The 14,201-nt window shown below is 59.4% G+C and carries 15 protein-coding genes; 14 read left to right on the top strand and 1 reads right to left on the bottom strand.

The annotated features are described in order from the left end of the window. The first annotated feature begins 9 nt into the window (after positions 1 to 9). The 3 genes from mraY (at position 10) to ACT2B1_RS13400 (ending at position 3,123) form a co-directional block, all read left to right on the top strand. Positions 10 to 1,092: a phospho-N-acetylmuramoyl-pentapeptide-transferase gene (mraY, locus tag ACT2B1_RS13410; RefSeq protein ID WP_171120644.1), complete on the top strand. Its 1,083-nt coding sequence runs from the start codon at positions 10 to 12 to the stop codon at positions 1,090 to 1,092. 150 nt (positions 1,093 to 1,242) lie between these two features. Then, complete coding sequence (murD, locus tag ACT2B1_RS13405) at positions 1,243 to 2,643, top strand: UDP-N-acetylmuramoyl-L-alanine--D-glutamate ligase (protein ID WP_171120646.1); 1,401 nt, start codon at positions 1,243 to 1,245, stop codon at positions 2,641 to 2,643. Positions 2,644 to 2,748: 105 nt separating this feature from the next. Further along, positions 2,749 to 3,123: a glycine zipper family protein gene (locus tag ACT2B1_RS13400; protein ID WP_254428667.1), complete on the top strand. Its 375-nt coding sequence runs from the start codon at positions 2,749 to 2,751 to the stop codon at positions 3,121 to 3,123. On the opposite strand, the gene ACT2B1_RS13395 is transcribed toward ACT2B1_RS13400, so the two are convergent. Further along, the gene (locus tag ACT2B1_RS13395) at positions 3,120 to 4,298 is read right to left on the bottom strand and encodes a BaiN/RdsA family NAD(P)/FAD-dependent oxidoreductase (protein ID WP_171239723.1); all 1,179 of its coding nucleotides are present in this window, start codon (positions 4,296 to 4,298) and stop codon (positions 3,120 to 3,122) included. The genes ACT2B1_RS13400 and ACT2B1_RS13395 overlap by 4 nt on opposite strands. Positions 4,299 to 4,437: 139 nt before the next feature. On the opposite strand from ACT2B1_RS13395, the gene ACT2B1_RS13390 reads away from it, so the two are divergent. The 11 genes from ACT2B1_RS13390 (at position 4,438) to ACT2B1_RS13340 (ending at position 13,979) form a co-directional block, all read left to right on the top strand. Continuing rightward, on the top strand, positions 4,438 to 4,836 hold the full coding sequence (locus tag ACT2B1_RS13390) for a rhodanese-like domain-containing protein (protein ID WP_171122500.1): 399 nt from the start codon (positions 4,438 to 4,440) through the stop codon (positions 4,834 to 4,836). 173 nt (positions 4,837 to 5,009) lie between these two features. Further along, complete coding sequence (ftsW, locus tag ACT2B1_RS13385) at positions 5,010 to 6,173, top strand: putative lipid II flippase FtsW (RefSeq protein ID WP_171120656.1); 1,164 nt, start codon at positions 5,010 to 5,012, stop codon at positions 6,171 to 6,173. Next, a complete protein-coding gene (locus tag ACT2B1_RS13380; RefSeq protein ID WP_481667922.1) occupies positions 6,173 to 7,270 on the top strand; it encodes a UDP-N-acetylglucosamine--N-acetylmuramyl-(pentapeptide) pyrophosphoryl-undecaprenol N-acetylglucosamine transferase in 1,098 nt (365 codons plus the stop codon). Before ftsW ends, ACT2B1_RS13380 begins: the two co-directional genes overlap by 1 nt. Further along, positions 7,267 to 8,676, top strand: a complete 1,410-nt coding sequence (murC, locus tag ACT2B1_RS13375; RefSeq protein ID WP_171122504.1) for a UDP-N-acetylmuramate--L-alanine ligase — start codon at positions 7,267 to 7,269, stop codon at positions 8,674 to 8,676. The genes ACT2B1_RS13380 and murC overlap by 4 nt, the downstream gene beginning before the upstream one ends. Before the next feature lie 74 nt (positions 8,677 to 8,750). Further along, positions 8,751 to 8,999, top strand: coding sequence for a DUF2484 family protein (locus ACT2B1_RS13370; RefSeq protein WP_171210420.1), 249 nt, complete (start codon positions 8,751 to 8,753; stop codon positions 8,997 to 8,999). After that, a complete protein-coding gene (locus tag ACT2B1_RS13365; protein ID WP_171120664.1) occupies positions 8,996 to 9,250 on the top strand; it encodes a DUF2484 family protein in 255 nt (84 codons plus the stop codon). Before ACT2B1_RS13370 ends, ACT2B1_RS13365 begins: the two co-directional genes overlap by 4 nt. A 45-nt stretch (positions 9,251 to 9,295) precedes the next feature. After that, positions 9,296 to 10,222 carry a UDP-N-acetylmuramate dehydrogenase gene (murB, locus tag ACT2B1_RS13360; RefSeq protein WP_171122509.1) on the top strand — a complete coding sequence of 309 codons (927 nt, stop codon included), beginning with the start codon at positions 9,296 to 9,298 and terminating at the stop codon, positions 10,220 to 10,222. Positions 10,223 to 10,323: 101 nt separating this feature from the next. Beyond that, the gene (locus ACT2B1_RS13355; protein WP_171239725.1) at positions 10,324 to 11,247 is read left to right on the top strand and encodes a D-alanine--D-alanine ligase; all 924 of its coding nucleotides are present in this window, start codon (positions 10,324 to 10,326) and stop codon (positions 11,245 to 11,247) included. Next, on the top strand, positions 11,235 to 12,236 hold the full coding sequence (locus ACT2B1_RS13350) for a cell division protein FtsQ/DivIB (RefSeq protein ID WP_481667921.1): 1,002 nt from the start codon (positions 11,235 to 11,237) through the stop codon (positions 12,234 to 12,236). The genes ACT2B1_RS13355 and ACT2B1_RS13350 overlap by 13 nt, the downstream gene beginning before the upstream one ends. An 8-nt stretch (positions 12,237 to 12,244) precedes the next feature. After that, positions 12,245 to 13,579, top strand: a complete 1,335-nt coding sequence (gene ftsA, locus ACT2B1_RS13345) for a cell division protein FtsA (protein ID WP_171121679.1) — start codon at positions 12,245 to 12,247, stop codon at positions 13,577 to 13,579. Next, the gene (locus tag ACT2B1_RS13340; protein ID WP_171120672.1) at positions 13,566 to 13,979 is read left to right on the top strand and encodes a hypothetical protein; all 414 of its coding nucleotides are present in this window, start codon (positions 13,566 to 13,568) and stop codon (positions 13,977 to 13,979) included. The genes ftsA and ACT2B1_RS13340 overlap by 14 nt, the downstream gene beginning before the upstream one ends. Positions 13,980 to 14,201 lie beyond the last annotated feature (222 nt).

The raw sequence follows: 14,201 nt of genomic DNA, 5'->3' as shown, positions 1-14,201 counted from the left end.
GGTTTTAAGATGCTTTATTGGTTGACCGGCCTGTCGGACGGGGGGGATTTCTTTAACCTCTTTCGGTACATTACGTTCCGTGCAGGTGGGGCCTTTATGACTGCGTTGATCTTTGGGTTCCTGTTTGGAAAACCGCTGATCAATGTGTTGCGCCGCAAGCAGGGCAAGGGTCAGCCGATCCGGGATGACGGTCCCGAGGGGCATTTCTCAAAGGCCGGAACGCCAACCATGGGCGGCCTGCTGATAGTCGGGGCGCTTGTGACGTCTACTCTGGTCTGGGCGCGGTGGGACAACCCCTATGTCTGGATGGTGCTGTTCGTAACTTTGGCTTACGCAGCCATTGGTTTTGCCGACGATTACGCCAAGGTGTCCAAGCAGAACACTAAGGGCGTTTCGGGTAAAATGAGGCTTGCTCTGGGGATCATTATTGCGGTTCTGGCTTCGCTATGGGCGACTTTGCACCATCCCGAGGCTTTGCAGAACCAGCTTGCCGTGCCGGTTTTCAAGGACACGCTGGTCAATCTGGGGATATTCTACATTCCGTTCTCGATTATCGTGATTGTGGGTGCGGCGAATGCCGTGAACCTGACCGACGGGTTGGACGGGCTTGCGATCATGCCTGCAATGATCGCGGCATCGACGCTGGGGATCATCGCGTATGCGGTGGGCCGGGTCGACTTTACCGAATATCTGGACGTGCACTATGTGCCGGGAACGGGTGAAATCTTTATCTTTACCTCGGCGCTTTTCGGCGCGGGGCTTGGGTTTCTTTGGTATAATGCGCCGCCTGCCGCCGTGTTCATGGGTGATACCGGGTCACTGGCCTTAGGGGGCGCGCTGGGTGCAATCGCAGTTGCCACCAAGCACGAATTGGTACTGGCCGTTGTCGGCGGTCTGTTCGTCGTCGAGGCACTGAGCGTGATCATTCAGGTCCTGTACTTCAAACGCACCGGGCGTCGGGTGTTCCTGATGGCGCCGATCCACCATCACTATGAGAAAAAGGGGTGGGCGGAACCGACGATCGTGATCCGGTTCTGGATCATTTCCCTGATCCTCGCGATGATTGGTCTGGCGACGCTGAAGGTCCGGTAGCCCTCCCGCCAGGTTCGGCGGACCTTCGGTCCACCTGCCACCTGTTGGGCCCGGCTCGCGCTGGCGCGCGAGCCTGTCTATCCCCTTGCCAATGAGGGGGTCTTCTGCGCAGGGTGACGCCCAAGCCAAAGTCAAAAAAGGGTGGGCAGCATGATCCCGGTCAAAGGGTTTTCAGGACATAAAGTTGCGGTTCTGGGGCTTGGTCGGTCAGGGCTGGCCGCCGCACGCGCATTAAGGGCTGGCGGCGCAGAGCCGGTCTGTTGGGATGACAACCCAGCGGCCCGCGAGAAGGCGGAAGGCGAAGGTTTTGCCTGCGCCGACCTTTTGCGCCATGGCGCGTTTGACGACATCGCCACGCTGATCGTCTCGCCGGGTATTCCGCATCTTTATCCTGACCCGAACCCTGTGGTGGCCGCTGCATTGGATGCGGGCGTGCCGGTAGACAACGACATCGGGCTGTTCTTCCGCTCTTTCGCGGGTGCGGAATGGAACAACTACGATATGCCTCCGCGCGTGATTGCGGTTACGGGGTCGAACGGTAAATCGACCACGGCCGCTTTGATCCATCATATCCTTACCGAAGCGGGGCGAGAGGCTCAGTTGGCGGGGAACATCGGGCGGGGTGTTCTGGATATTGAGCCGGGCGGGGATGGCTCTGTCGTGGTGCTGGAACTGAGCAGCTATCAGACAGAACTGGCCCGCGCTTTGACGCCGGATGTAGCGGTGTTCACCAATCTTTCACCGGATCATCTGGACCGACACGGCGGGATGGGCGGGTATTTTGCAGCCAAGCGCCGGTTGTTTGCCGAAGGCGGACCAGACCGCGCCGTGATCGGCATCGACGAAAAAGAAGGAGCGTTTTTGGCCGGTCAGCTTGCCGAGGGGCCCTCTGATGACCGGGTGATCCGCGTATCGGTCGCACGCAAATTGACGGGCCCCGGATGGCAGGTCTTCGCACGCAAGGGGTTTTTGTCGGAATATCGCAAAGGTCGGCAGGCCGGGTCGATTGACATGCGTGGGATCAAGGGACTGCCCGGTTCCCATAACCACCAGAACGCATGCGCGGCATACGCAGCCTGTCGTGCGTTGGGCTTAGCCCCCCGCGTGATCGAGGACGCACTGCACAGCTATCCCGGCTTGCCGCACCGCAGCCAGATCATCGCCGAAGCAGATGGCGTCACTTTTGTGAACGACTCCAAGGCCACCAACGTGGACAGTGCTCTGAAAGCGCTGAACGCGTTTGGAAAAATCCGCTGGATTTGCGGTGGGCTAGAGAAAGAGGGCGGATTGTCGGCATTGAACGCAGCATCGGACAGAGTCATCAAAGCCTATGTGATCGGGCGCGAGGCGGCCGGATTTGCCATGCAGCTTGACGCGGAAACGCTGGTTTGCACGACGATGGCCGAGGCCGTGGCGCAGGCCATGTCGGATGCGCAGCCGGGTGAAACTGTGCTATTGGCCCCAGCGGCGGCTAGTTTTGACCAATACGACAGTTTCGAGCGACGCGGAGAAGACTTTGAGGCGCAGGTTCGGCAGAGGCTGTCAGAATAGAGGTTTGCAATTGATCGCCGGTTGAGCGAAGCTGAGTTGCTATCAGCTTGACGCGCCAAGATTATTGGTTTTGCCTGCCTTCAAATTCAACGTGAGGTTATGATTATGCCATACCGTAAATTCTCTTTGATCCTGCCCGCTATTTTGGTGGTTGGAGCCTGCTCCAATGTCGGTGCCAATTACCAGCCGGTCGTCGATGGACCGGTTGGGCCAAACTACAACGCGGATCTGGCCCAGTGTCAGGCGCTTGCACGGTCTCAGCCGACAGTGGATAGCCGGACGGCTGGCGCTGCTGCCATCGGCGCGGCGGGTGCTGCCGGCACCAAGGCGATCATTGACGACAGCGCCAGCGATCTGGGGCGTGCCGCCGTTGCAGGTGCGCTTGTAGGTGCGGGTGCGAGCGCGATTAATAATACTCAAAATCAGGAAGTGATCGTGCGCAACTGTATGCGCGGACGTGGGTATAACGTCGTAGGTTAACGGCCCGCGATCGCAGTTCCGGCGGCGTGGCCCGATGACCACGCCCACTGGAAGTTGTATCCGCCCAGCCAGCCTGTGACATCCACTGCTTCGCCAATCGCATAGAGGCCGGGGACATCCCTGGCCTCCATCGTTCTGGACGAAAGGTCGTCGGTGTCGATCCCACCCAACGTGACCTCGGCGGTGCGGTAGCCCTCGGTGCCAGATGGGGTCAGTTGCCAGTTTGATAGGGCTTTGACCAGTTCAATCAGAGCGGCATCGGATTGGTCGGCCAGATTGCCTTGCATGGGGATGATGCGGCTGAGGAATTCCACCAGACGACTGGGCAGGTGTCGGGCCAGTTCGGTGGTCAGAGCTTTGCGCCCTCCGGCCTGCCGCTGATCGCGCAGCACGTCAAACAGAGCGAGATCAGGGATCAGATTGACGCTGATGTCTTCGCCCTCGCGCCAGTAAGAGGACAGTTGCAGGACAGACGGTCCGCTGAGGCCGCGATGGGTGAACAGCAGCGCTTCGTCAAAGCTGGTGCGCGTGTTCGACAGTCGGGCAGGCAGGGAAACGCCTGAAAGCTCTTTGAATTTTGCGTCCGAAAACGTGAATGGCACCAGCGCCGCCCTTGTATCAGTAATGCCCAACCCGAATTGTCGCGCGATGTCATAGGCCAGCCCGGTCGCACCCATTTTGGGGATCGACTTGCCGCCCGTGGCCAGCACCAGATTGGCGCAGGTCAGGGAAACGCGCTGTCCTTCGCGATCGACGTCAAGGGCGAACCCGCTTTCCGTCTTGCGAAGGTCCCTCAACTCGGCCCGGACCCACAATTCGGCCCCTGCATTCGCCATCTCATCCATCAGCATCTGAATGATCTGTTTTGAGGAACCGTCGCAGAACAACTGCCCTAGCGTTTTCTCGTGCCACGCAATCTTGTGCCGCCAGACCAGATCGATGAAATCCCACTGGGTGTACCGGGCCAATGCGGATTTGCAAAAATGCGGGTTCTGCGACAGGAAGTTGCCAGGCCCTGCGTACATGTTCGTAAAGTTGCAGCGCCCGCCGCCCGAGATACGGATTTTCTCACCCGCGGCCTTCGCATGGTCGATCGCTAATACGCGCCCACCGCAATGGGCGGCGCACATCATACCGGCTGCCCCGGCACCAAGGATGATCGTGTCAAAGTCCATGTGTTGCGCATGGCGCGGATTACCTGGGATGGCAAGGGGGACTTGGTGCATGCCATGTTTGTCGCGGCCCTTTCTTTGATGCTATGAGCTGTCGGGTATTCTCTGCACCGATGCGTGACGTATTCAGGAAAGGTCCAATATGCCCCAGACAATAACAAAGGGAATCAAGGCACTGCTGGCCGAAGCGAATGCCGTTGTTTCGTCGGTTTCGGTTGAGCAGGCCCAAGCCATGCTAGACAGTGACGACCACGTTCTGATCGACTTGCGCGACTTTCGCGAATTAAAACGGTCTGGCAAGATCCCCGGAGCATTCTCATGCCCCAGAGGGATGCTTGAGTTTTGGATCGACCCCGAAAGCCCATATCACAAGGACGTCTTTGATCAGGACAAGACCTACGTGTTCTATTGCGCCAGCGCGTGGCGGTCGGCGCTTAGTGCCAAAATCGCGATGGAGATGGGGCTAAAGCCGGTTGTTCATATCGAAGGTGGGTTTACCGCTTGGGCCAAGTCCGGTGCACCGGTTGAAGAAGTTGAGTAGTCAGATTTAGGCGAACATCATTCCGCAAACCCCCGTCCCGGCGGGACTTTGCTGACGGCGGTTTGTTTTTGCTCAAACCCCTCATTTTACTGGCCCAAAGGCAAAAACCGGGATAGACTCTCAATCAGATCCCGAAAACGGGACGTGAACGAGGCAGAGAGTGGCGGTATCTCATGACTGAGATGGTGTATGGCGCGGTCCAGGACCAGCGCGGCGAACCGATTCTACCAAAGTGGTGGCGCACGATTGACCGCTGGACGATGTCCTGCGTTCTGATCCTGTTTGTCATCGGCTTGTTGCTGGGGTTGGCGTCCTCGCCGCCGCTGGCAAGCCGCAATGGGTTTGATCCTTTTCACTACGTTGAGCGGCAGGCGTTGTTCGGCGGCTTAGCTCTGATTGCGATGCTGCTGACCTCGATGATGTCGCCGACTTTGGTGCGGCGACTGGCTGTGCTGGGTTTTCTCGGCGCGTTTGTGGCGCTGGCCTTTCTGCCTGTCTTCGGGACCGATTTCGGTAAAGGGGCGGTGCGCTGGTATTCGCTGGGCTTTGCCTCGCTGCAACCGTCCGAATTTCTGAAACCCGGTTTCATCGTCGTGGCTGCGTGGTTGCTGGCCGCGTCGCAGGAAATCAACGGCCCTCCGGGGCGGTTGTGGTCTTTTGCGCTGTGTATGGCGATCGTGGCGATGTTGGTGCTGCAACCCGACTTTGGTCAGGCCTGCCTGATCCTGTTTGGTTGGGGCGTGATGTATTTCGTGGCCGGTGCGCCGATGCTGCTGCTGGTCGGCATGGCGGGCGCGGTCGTTCTGGGCGGGATGTTCGCTTATTCGAACTCGGAACATTTTGCGCGCCGCATTGACGGCTTCCTGAACCAAGAGGTCGATCCGACCACCCAGCTTGGCTATGCCACCAACGCGATCCGCGAGGGCGGGTTGTTCGGTGTGGGCGTGGGCGAGGGGCAGGTGAAATGGTCGTTGCCAGATGCGCATACGGATTTCATCATAGCTGTTGCGGCCGAGGAATACGGCCTGATCCTGGTGTTGATCATCATCGCGCTTTATTCGCTGATCGTCGTGCGTTCGCTCCTGCGGCTGATGCGTGAACGCGACATGTTCATCCGTCTGGCAGGGACAGGTCTGGCCTGCATGTTCGGCGTTCAGGCGATGATCAACATGGGGGTGGCCGTGCGTCTGCTGCCCGCCAAGGGCATGACATTGCCGTTCGTCAGCTATGGTGGTTCCTCGCTGATTGCGGGTGGAATTGCGGTTGGCATGTTGCTGGCCTTTACCCGCACCCGGCCACAGGGCGAACTGGGCGACATACTGCGCGGACGAGGTTGATGACAGCACCTTATCTTCTGATTGCGGCGGGCGGCACCGGGGGTCACATGTTCCCGGCACAGGCGCTGGCCGAGGCAATGCTGCACAAAGGCTGGCGCGTCCGTTTGTCAACTGATGCGCGCGGTGCGCGTTATACGGGTGGCTTTCCTCATTCGACCGAGATTGTCGAGGCCAGTTCCGCCACTTTCGCGCGGGGCGGTTTGGCCGCCAAAGCGATGGTGGGCCCAAAGATCGCGGGCGGCGTGACCCGCATGGCAATGCAGATGATGCGCGACCGACCTGACGTGGTTGTCGGCTTTGGTGGATACCCCTCAATCCCTGCGTTGGGGGCGGCAACGTTGCTGAAAATCCCGCGCATGATCCACGAACAGAACGGTGTGCTGGGCCGCGTGAACCAGTTGTTTGCCAAGCGCGTGGCGCAGGTGGCTTGCGGTGTGTGGCCCACGGACCTGCCAGACGGCGCGCAGGGGGTCCACACCGGCAACCCGGTCCGCGCCGCCGTGTTAGAGCGTGCAGCGTCGGGGTACATCCCCCCCGGCGACTACCCGATGTCTGTGCTTGTTATGGGCGGCTCGCAGGGGGCACGTATTCTCAGCGACGTTGTGCCCGGTGCGATCGCGGCATTGCCCGAAGCCCTGCGCGCCCATATCCGCGTGGCGCATCAGGCGCGGAATGAGGATGGCGAACGTGTCACCGCGTTTTATGCCGATAACGGAATTCGCGCCGAAGTCTTGCCATTCTTCGATGACGTCCCACGACGCATGTCCGATGCGCAACTTGTCATAAGCCGCTCGGGTGCCTCCAGCGTTGCCGATATCTCGGTAATCGGGCGGCCTTCGATCCTGATCCCTTTTGCCGCTGCTGCCGGAGATCACCAAACCGCCAATGCTCGCGGGTTGGTGCAGGCCGGGGGCGCGATCATGATCCCGGAAAACCTGCTTGACGTTCCAGCGCTGACCGAGCAAATCACCGCAGTTCTGACAAACCCCGAAGCCGCGCAAAAGATGGCCCACGCCGCCCTCTCGACCGGCGCGCCCGATGCGACCGAGCGTCTGGTGCACCTCGTCGAACAGTTGGCGCAGAAGGAGACCACATGAATCCAGCAACTAAACTGCCGCAAGACGTAGGGTCGATCCACTTTGTCGGGATCGGCGGGATTGGGATGTCCGGGATTGCCGAGGTTCTGCTGAACCTGGGCTACAGGGTGCAGGGCTCGGACCTGAAAGCGTCCAAGATCACTGACCGATTGGCCGGTTTGGGGGCCGAGATTTTCGTGGGCCAGCGCGCCGAAAACCTTGAAAATGCAGCCGTTGTGGTGGTGTCTACTGCGATCAAGGCGGGGAATCCCGAATTGGACGGTGCCCGTGCGCAGGGCCTGCCGGTGGTGCGCCGTGCCGACATGCTGGCGGAGCTGATGCGCCTGAAGTCCAACATTGCCATCGCCGGAACCCATGGCAAAACAACCACCACCACCATGATGGCTGAACTCATGGTCGCCGGAGATTTCGACCCCACCGTGATCAATGGCGGCATCATTCACGCCTATGGCAGCAACGCGCGGATGGGGCAGGGCGAATGGATGGTGGTCGAGGCCGACGAATCGGATGGCTCGTTCAACCGTTTGCCCGCAACCATTGCTATTGTCACCAATATCGACCCCGAGCATATGGAGCATTGGGGCGATTTCGATAAACTTCGCGATGGGTTCTATGAGTTCGTCTCGAACCTGCCTTTCTATGGGCTGGCGGTCTGTTGCACGGATCATGCCGAGGTGCAGACGCTGGTGGGTCGTATCACCGACCGCCGCGTGCGCACTTATGGGTTTAACGCGCAGGCCGATGTGCGGGCGGTGAACCTGACCTATAAGGGCGGCGTCGCGCATTTTGATGTTCATCTGCAATATGAAGACACGGTGATCGAAGGCTGCACGCTGCCGATGCCGGGCGACCACAATGTCTCGAACGCATTAAGCGCCGTGGCCGTTGCCCGTCATCTGGGTATGAAAACCGCGGAAATCCGCGAGGCTTTGGCCAATTTCGGCGGCGTCAATCGCCGTTTCACCAAGGTTGGAGAGGTCGACGGTGTCACCATTATCGACGATTACGGCCACCACCCGGTTGAAATCGCCGCCGTACTAAAAGCTGCACGTCAGGCTTCCGAAGGCCGCGTAATCGCAGTGCATCAACCGCATCGGTATTCACGCCTGTCAAACCTGTTTGATGATTTCTGCACCTGTTTCAATGACGCCGACGTGGTCGCCATTGCCGAAATCTTTGCCGCCGGAGAAGATCCGATCGAGGGGGCATCCCGCGATGATCTGGTGCAGGGCCTGATCCGCCACGGCCACCGCCATGCCCGCGCGCTGCTGGATGAAAACGATCTGGAACGGCTGGTCCGCGAACAGGCCCGTCCGGGCGACATGGTCGTCTGTCTGGGGGCCGGTACGATCAGCGCATGGGCCAATGGTTTGCCGGAACGGTTGCTGCGCAAGCAGGCTGGATAAGGTAATGGACTCTGCCGACGCGCAACCTTAAAGAGCGTGGTCGGACTCGCCAGAAAGCGTCCTTGGAGGGGCGAATGGTTTATTCAGTGGTATTTGCAGGATTGTGGGTGGTGGCCTCGACCGTCGTGGCCATGCTGCCGATGCGTCTGCAATTTCCACCCGGCGTTGTTCTGTTCGTGGCGGCACCTGCACTTATCGTCTGGTTAGGCCATGATTTCGGCTGGTTCTTTTCAGTGCTGGCCTTTGCTGCCTTTGCGTCAATGTTCCGCAACCCCATCCGTCATTACTGGCACCGTTGGACCGGGCAGGAGGTAGAAGAGTGAACTTGTCTCTTGCCCTTGCTTTCATGTGGGGGATCGCTGCGAATGTGCTGGCGATGATCCCAAGCAAAGACAACCACTGGACCAGGGCTTATGTTCTGATTGCTGTTGGCATTCCGATCCTTGGCTATGTGACTTTGCAAAATGGTCCCTGGATTGGCTTGGTCGTTCTGGCGGCGGGAATGTCCGTGTTGCGCTGGCCGGTGATCTATCTGGGGCGGTGGGTGCGCAAAGTACTTGGCGCGACGCTCTGACCAATACAGCTTGCGTTGCAGGTTCAAATCCGCGAATTAGCAGGCATGACAGCTCTTCCCACGCCACGCGGCAAACTCTCTGAAAACCGACCTTTGAATGATCTGACATGGCTGCGCGTCGGCGGGCCGGCGGACTATCTGTTCCAACCAGCCGATTTGGAGGACCTGCGGGATTTCCTGCGGCGGCTTCCCGGAGACATGGCGGTTTTTCCGATGGGTGTCGGCTCTAACCTCATTGTGCGCGACGGGGGGCTGAGGGCGGTTGTGATCCGTTTGGGGCGGGGCTTCAATGGCATTGGCGTCGAAGGCAACCGAGTAACGGCAGGGGCTGCTGCGCTGGATGCGCATGTTGCGCGCAAAGCGGCGGATGCGGGGGTTGATCTAACGTTCCTGCGCACCATTCCCGGGTCTATCGGTGGTGCTGTGCGGATGAACGCGGGGTGTTATGGCAGCTACACGGCGGATGTCCTGCGCAATGCGACTATCGTGACCCGTCAGGGCGACGTTGTGGACCTGACCCCTGATGAGCTGAACTTTAGCTATCGCCAGTCGGACCTGCCCGAAGGTGCGGTGCTGATCTCGGCGACGTTTGAGGGGCCTTCCGCTGATCCGCAGGTCTTGCATGATCGCATGACCGCGCAACTTAAGAAACGCGACGAAACCCAGCCCACCAAGGACCGCAGCGCGGGGTCCACTTTTCGCAATCCGGCGGGGTATTCCTCGACCGGCCAAGCCGATGATGTGCATGATCTGAAGGCGTGGAAGGTGATTGACGATGCGGGAATGCGCGGCGCGGCCAGAGGCGGCGCGCAGATGAGTCCCAAGCATTCGAATTTCATGATCAATACTGGCACCGCAACCGCCGCCGACCTTGAAGGTCTGGGTGAAGAGGTGCGAAAAAAGGTTTACGAAACAAGCGGCATCACGCTAGAGTGGGAAATCATGCGGGTCGGTGATCCGCAGACAGATTAAGACCCCAACCGTCAGACCAAAACAGGCAAATTCAGGCGACGGATCAAGGGTATAAACGATTACGGACCACCAGATAAGGTCCGGGGACATTGAGGCGCTAAGTGGGTAAGTCGAGCAGGACACACCCCAAAGTGGCGGTATTGATGGGCGGCCCCTCGGCAGAACGCGAGGTGTCACTCAGCAGCGGGCGCGAATGCGCAGCCGCCCTCAGGGGAGAAGGCTTTGAAGTGGTCGAGCTGGACGCGGGTCCCGACCTTTACGCGCGCCTTTTGGACATCAAGCCAGATGTTGTTTTCAACGCCCTGCATGGCCGCTGGGGTGAGGATGGCTGCGTGCAGGGTCTGCTGGAATGGATGCGGATACCCTATACGCATTCCGGCGTGCTGGCCTCGGCTTTGGCGATGGACAAACAGCGCAGCAAGGAAATTTACCAGACCGAGGGTCTGCCTGTCGTACCCAGCGTGATCGTGCCCAAGGTCGAGGTTGTCGAAGTTCACGTGATGGAGCCGCCCTACGTGGCCAAGCCCAATAACGAAGGGTCCAGCGTAGGGATCTACATCGTTCACGAAGGGTCCAACGGACCGCCGAAACTGTCGGATGATATGCCCGAACATGTCATGGTCGAGAAATACGTGGCCGGGCGTGAATTGACGGTGACGGTGGTGGGGGATCGCGCCCTTACAGTGACCGAAATCATGACGGATGGCGGCTGGTACGACTATGACGCCAAGTATAAGCCGGGCGGTTCGTGGCACGTACTGCCTGCTGATATTCCGCAGAACATTTTCCAACTTTGCATGGAATACGCAATTAAGGCCCACAACGCTTTGGGTTGCCGGGGCGTAAGCCGTACCGACTATCGCTGGGATGACAGCATGGGCGCGGATGGGTTGTTTCTGCTCGAAACCAACACGCAACCGGGTATGACGCCAACGTCTTTGGTGCCCGAGCAGGCAGAACATTGCGGTATGACGTTCGGACAGCTTTGCGCCTGGGTGGTGGAGGATGCTTCATGCGACCGTTAAGAGCCACCCTCGCACCTGTCATACACCGGTCAAAACCGTTGTCAGGGCCGGATGCGGATTTCGCGTCGGGCGAACATCACGATGTTGAGCCGAAACTGCGTTTGCAGGGCGCAAAGCTGTTTGGCCGCAAGTCCCGTCGCTTTGACCCCGCGCCCTCGCGCCTCAGCTACCGGATGCAGCGTTGGATGCTGACACCGGGTGTGCGGCGCGGCCTGAAGGTTGGGCTGCCGATTATTGCGATCTGCGCGGCTGTTGGCCTCTATTTCAGCGCGGCAGAGCGGCGCGACGCGTTGGTGGCTTATGCCAACGATATCAAGACTTCTATCCAGCAACGCCCCGAATTCATGGTCAACCTGATGGCGATCGACGGGGCAGGCCCCGGTCTGGCGGATGATATCCGTGCAGTGGTGCCGTTGGATTTCCCGATCAGTTCTTGGGATCTGGATGCCGATCAGATCCGCGATACGATCACGGGGCTGGACCCTGTCAAATCGGCGACCGTGCGCGTTCGTCCGGGTGGAATCCTTCAGGTGGATGTTGTCGAGCGCCAGCCTGTTGTCGTCTGGCGTACGCGGGGCGGTATCGAGCTGCTGGATGACACCGGCGCGCATGTCGAACGAATTGTTTCGCGCAAGGACCACTCCGGCCTGCCTTTGATCGCGGGCAAGGGTGCCGATGCCCATGTGCCGCAAGCGTTGGAACTGTTGGCGACGGCGCGCAGCCTTGGCAACCGGGTGCGCGGGCTAGTGCGTATAGGCGAACGCCGCTGGGATCTGGTGCTGGATCGGGGACAGCGCATCATGCTGCCGACAGAACGCCCCGTCCGGGCGTTGGAGCGCGTGCTGGCCGTAAACGAAGTTCAGGATCTGCTGGAACGCGACGTGGCCGTTGTTGATATGCGTCTGGGTCAGCGACCAACCATCCGAATGACCAAAGCTGCCAGCGAAGACTGGTGGAATACAAAAGTAGATGTAAGTAGCGGGCAGTAACGATTATGATGACCGACCTTTATCAGTCTCAACGGGCCATGCGGCAAATGCGCAGACAGGCAATGCAGCGCGGTGTGGTTGCCATTCTGGATGTCGGCAGCTCAAAGATTGCCTGCCTTGTGCTTCGGTTTGACGGCGCCGGTCGCCTGAACGAAGACAGCGGGATCGGATCGCTCGCCGGTCAGTCCGGCTTTCGCGTGATTGGTGCTGCAACGACCCGGTCCCGTGGCGTGCAGTTCGGCGAAGTCACGGCCATGCAGGAAACTGAGCGCGCAATTCGAACCGCGCTGCAAACAGCGCAGAAGATGGCCGATATCCGCGTGGATCACGTGATCGCATGTTTTTCGGGGGCCAATCCCCGATCTTACGGTTTGGACGCTCAGGTCGATCTGGAAGGGCAGGTCGTGACTGAGGCCGAGGTTGGTCGCGTTCTGAATGCCTGCGACGTTCCCGATTACGGTGCGGGGCGCGAAGTGCTGCATGCGCAGCCGGTGAACTTTGCTTTGGACAACCGCTCTGGCCTGATCGACCCACGCGGTCAGATGGGGCAATCGCTGGCCGTTGACATGCACATGCTCACCGTTGACGCCGTTGCAATCCAGAACATCGTGCGCTGTATCAAGCGTTGTGATCTAGAGCTCGCCGGGATCGCGAACTCGGCCTATGTGTCGGGTGTTTCGGCCTTGGTCGAGGACGAGCAGGAACTGGGCGCGGCCTGTATTGACATGGGCGGTGGCACGACCAGCGTGTCGATCTTCATGAAGAAACACATGATCTACGCCGATTGCGTGCGTATGGGCGGTGATCACGTGACCTCGGATATCTCGATGGGGTTGGGTGTTCCCGCGCATGTGGCTGAACGTATCAAAACATTCAATGGGGGGGTTCATGCGACAGGCGCAGATGATCGTGACCTGATCGACATCGGTGGCGATACCGGCGACTGGGAGCACGATCGCCGGACCGTTAGCCGGGCCGAATTGATCGGGATCATGCGTCCTCGTGTGGAAGAGATCCTGGAAGAGGTCCGCATTCGTCTGGATGCTGCGGGGTTCGAACACATGCCCAGTCAGCAGATTGTTCTAACGGGCGGTGGTAGCCAGATCATGGGCCTCGATGGGCTTGCGACCCGTATTCTGGGTCAGCGCGTCCGCCTTGGCCGCCCCCTTCGTGTTCACGGGTTGCCGCAATCGGCAACCGGGCCGGGATTTTCCTCGGCGGTGGGCCTTAGCCTGTTCGCGGCGCATCCGCAGGATGAGTGGTGGGACTTTGAAATCCCGGTCGATACCTATGCGGCGCGCCCTTTCAAGCGCGCAGTGCGCTGGTTCCGTGACAATTGGTAAGGTCCTGATCGCGGCGCTTGTCGCTGCGATTCCCACTACCCCATCGGCCCAGACTCGCATCACGCCTGAGGCGTTTCTAAGCGCGGTCGAGGGCAAAACCGTCAAGTTCCACGACTACCCGAGCGGCGATCTGGTGGGGGCCGAAGAATTCCTCAGCCCGACTCTCTCGGTTTGGCGAATGGAGGGCAGGGGTTGTGTCTATGGTCAGATTACAACTCCTGACGGGCAGATCTGCTTTCTCTATGACGATGATGTCGACGGCATTCCGGTTTGCTGGTGGCCCTTTGCGCACGAGGATCGGCTGATGGTTCGTCTGGCCACATTCGCCTATACTGAAATCCAAGAAGTTCGTGATATTTCCGAAGACGGTCTGAACTGTCCAAGTGCCCCAATTGGCTAAAGAAATGTGTTGCGGACGCCGTTGAAATCCCGCAAAATATCCACAGGGCCCGTCAGAGGCCCCGCGGCAGGACCTGAGCAGTTTTCCGCACACAGAAGATGATGGATTTTTAGGTGACGCGCCCGCCAACTGCGGTGTGCCGGTCGCATTTTTCGTGGTGCTTTGAGTTCAATCCGCAACATCTGGCAATCAATGCAAAATACGGCGGTGATCCGCCTTATT

The sequence above is a fragment of the Ruegeria sp. S263 genome, assembly GCF_056780525.1.
Note: the sequence above shows the minus strand (reverse complement) of the source record. Positions and strands in the feature narration are given on the sequence as shown.

What these genes read in the sequence shown, in the direction of transcription:
- mraY (WP_171120644.1), top strand. Translation starts at nt 10, where the DNA reads ATGCTTTATTGGTTGACCGGCCTGTCGGACGGGGGGGATTTCTTTAAC.
- murD (WP_171120646.1), top strand. Translation starts at nt 1,243, where the DNA reads ATGATCCCGGTCAAAGGGTTTTCAGGACATAAAGTTGCGGTTCTGGGG.
- ACT2B1_RS13400 (WP_254428667.1), top strand. Translation starts at nt 2,749, where the DNA reads ATGCCATACCGTAAATTCTCTTTGATCCTGCCCGCTATTTTGGTGGTT.
- ACT2B1_RS13395 (WP_171239723.1), bottom strand. Translation starts at nt 4,298, where the DNA reads ATGGACTTTGACACGATCATCCTTGGTGCCGGGGCAGCCGGTATGATG.
- ACT2B1_RS13390 (WP_171122500.1), top strand. Translation starts at nt 4,438, where the DNA reads ATGCCCCAGACAATAACAAAGGGAATCAAGGCACTGCTGGCCGAAGCG.
- ftsW (WP_171120656.1), top strand. Translation starts at nt 5,010, where the DNA reads ATGACTGAGATGGTGTATGGCGCGGTCCAGGACCAGCGCGGCGAACCG.
- ACT2B1_RS13380 (WP_481667922.1), top strand. Translation starts at nt 6,173, where the DNA reads ATGACAGCACCTTATCTTCTGATTGCGGCGGGCGGCACCGGGGGTCAC.
- murC (WP_171122504.1), top strand. Translation starts at nt 7,267, where the DNA reads ATGAATCCAGCAACTAAACTGCCGCAAGACGTAGGGTCGATCCACTTT.
- ACT2B1_RS13370 (WP_171210420.1), top strand. Translation starts at nt 8,751, where the DNA reads ATGGTTTATTCAGTGGTATTTGCAGGATTGTGGGTGGTGGCCTCGACC.
- murB (WP_171122509.1), top strand. Translation starts at nt 9,296, where the DNA reads ATGACAGCTCTTCCCACGCCACGCGGCAAACTCTCTGAAAACCGACCT.
- ACT2B1_RS13350 (WP_481667921.1), top strand. Translation starts at nt 11,235, where the DNA reads ATGCGACCGTTAAGAGCCACCCTCGCACCTGTCATACACCGGTCAAAA.
- ftsA (WP_171121679.1), top strand. Translation starts at nt 12,245, where the DNA reads ATGACCGACCTTTATCAGTCTCAACGGGCCATGCGGCAAATGCGCAGA.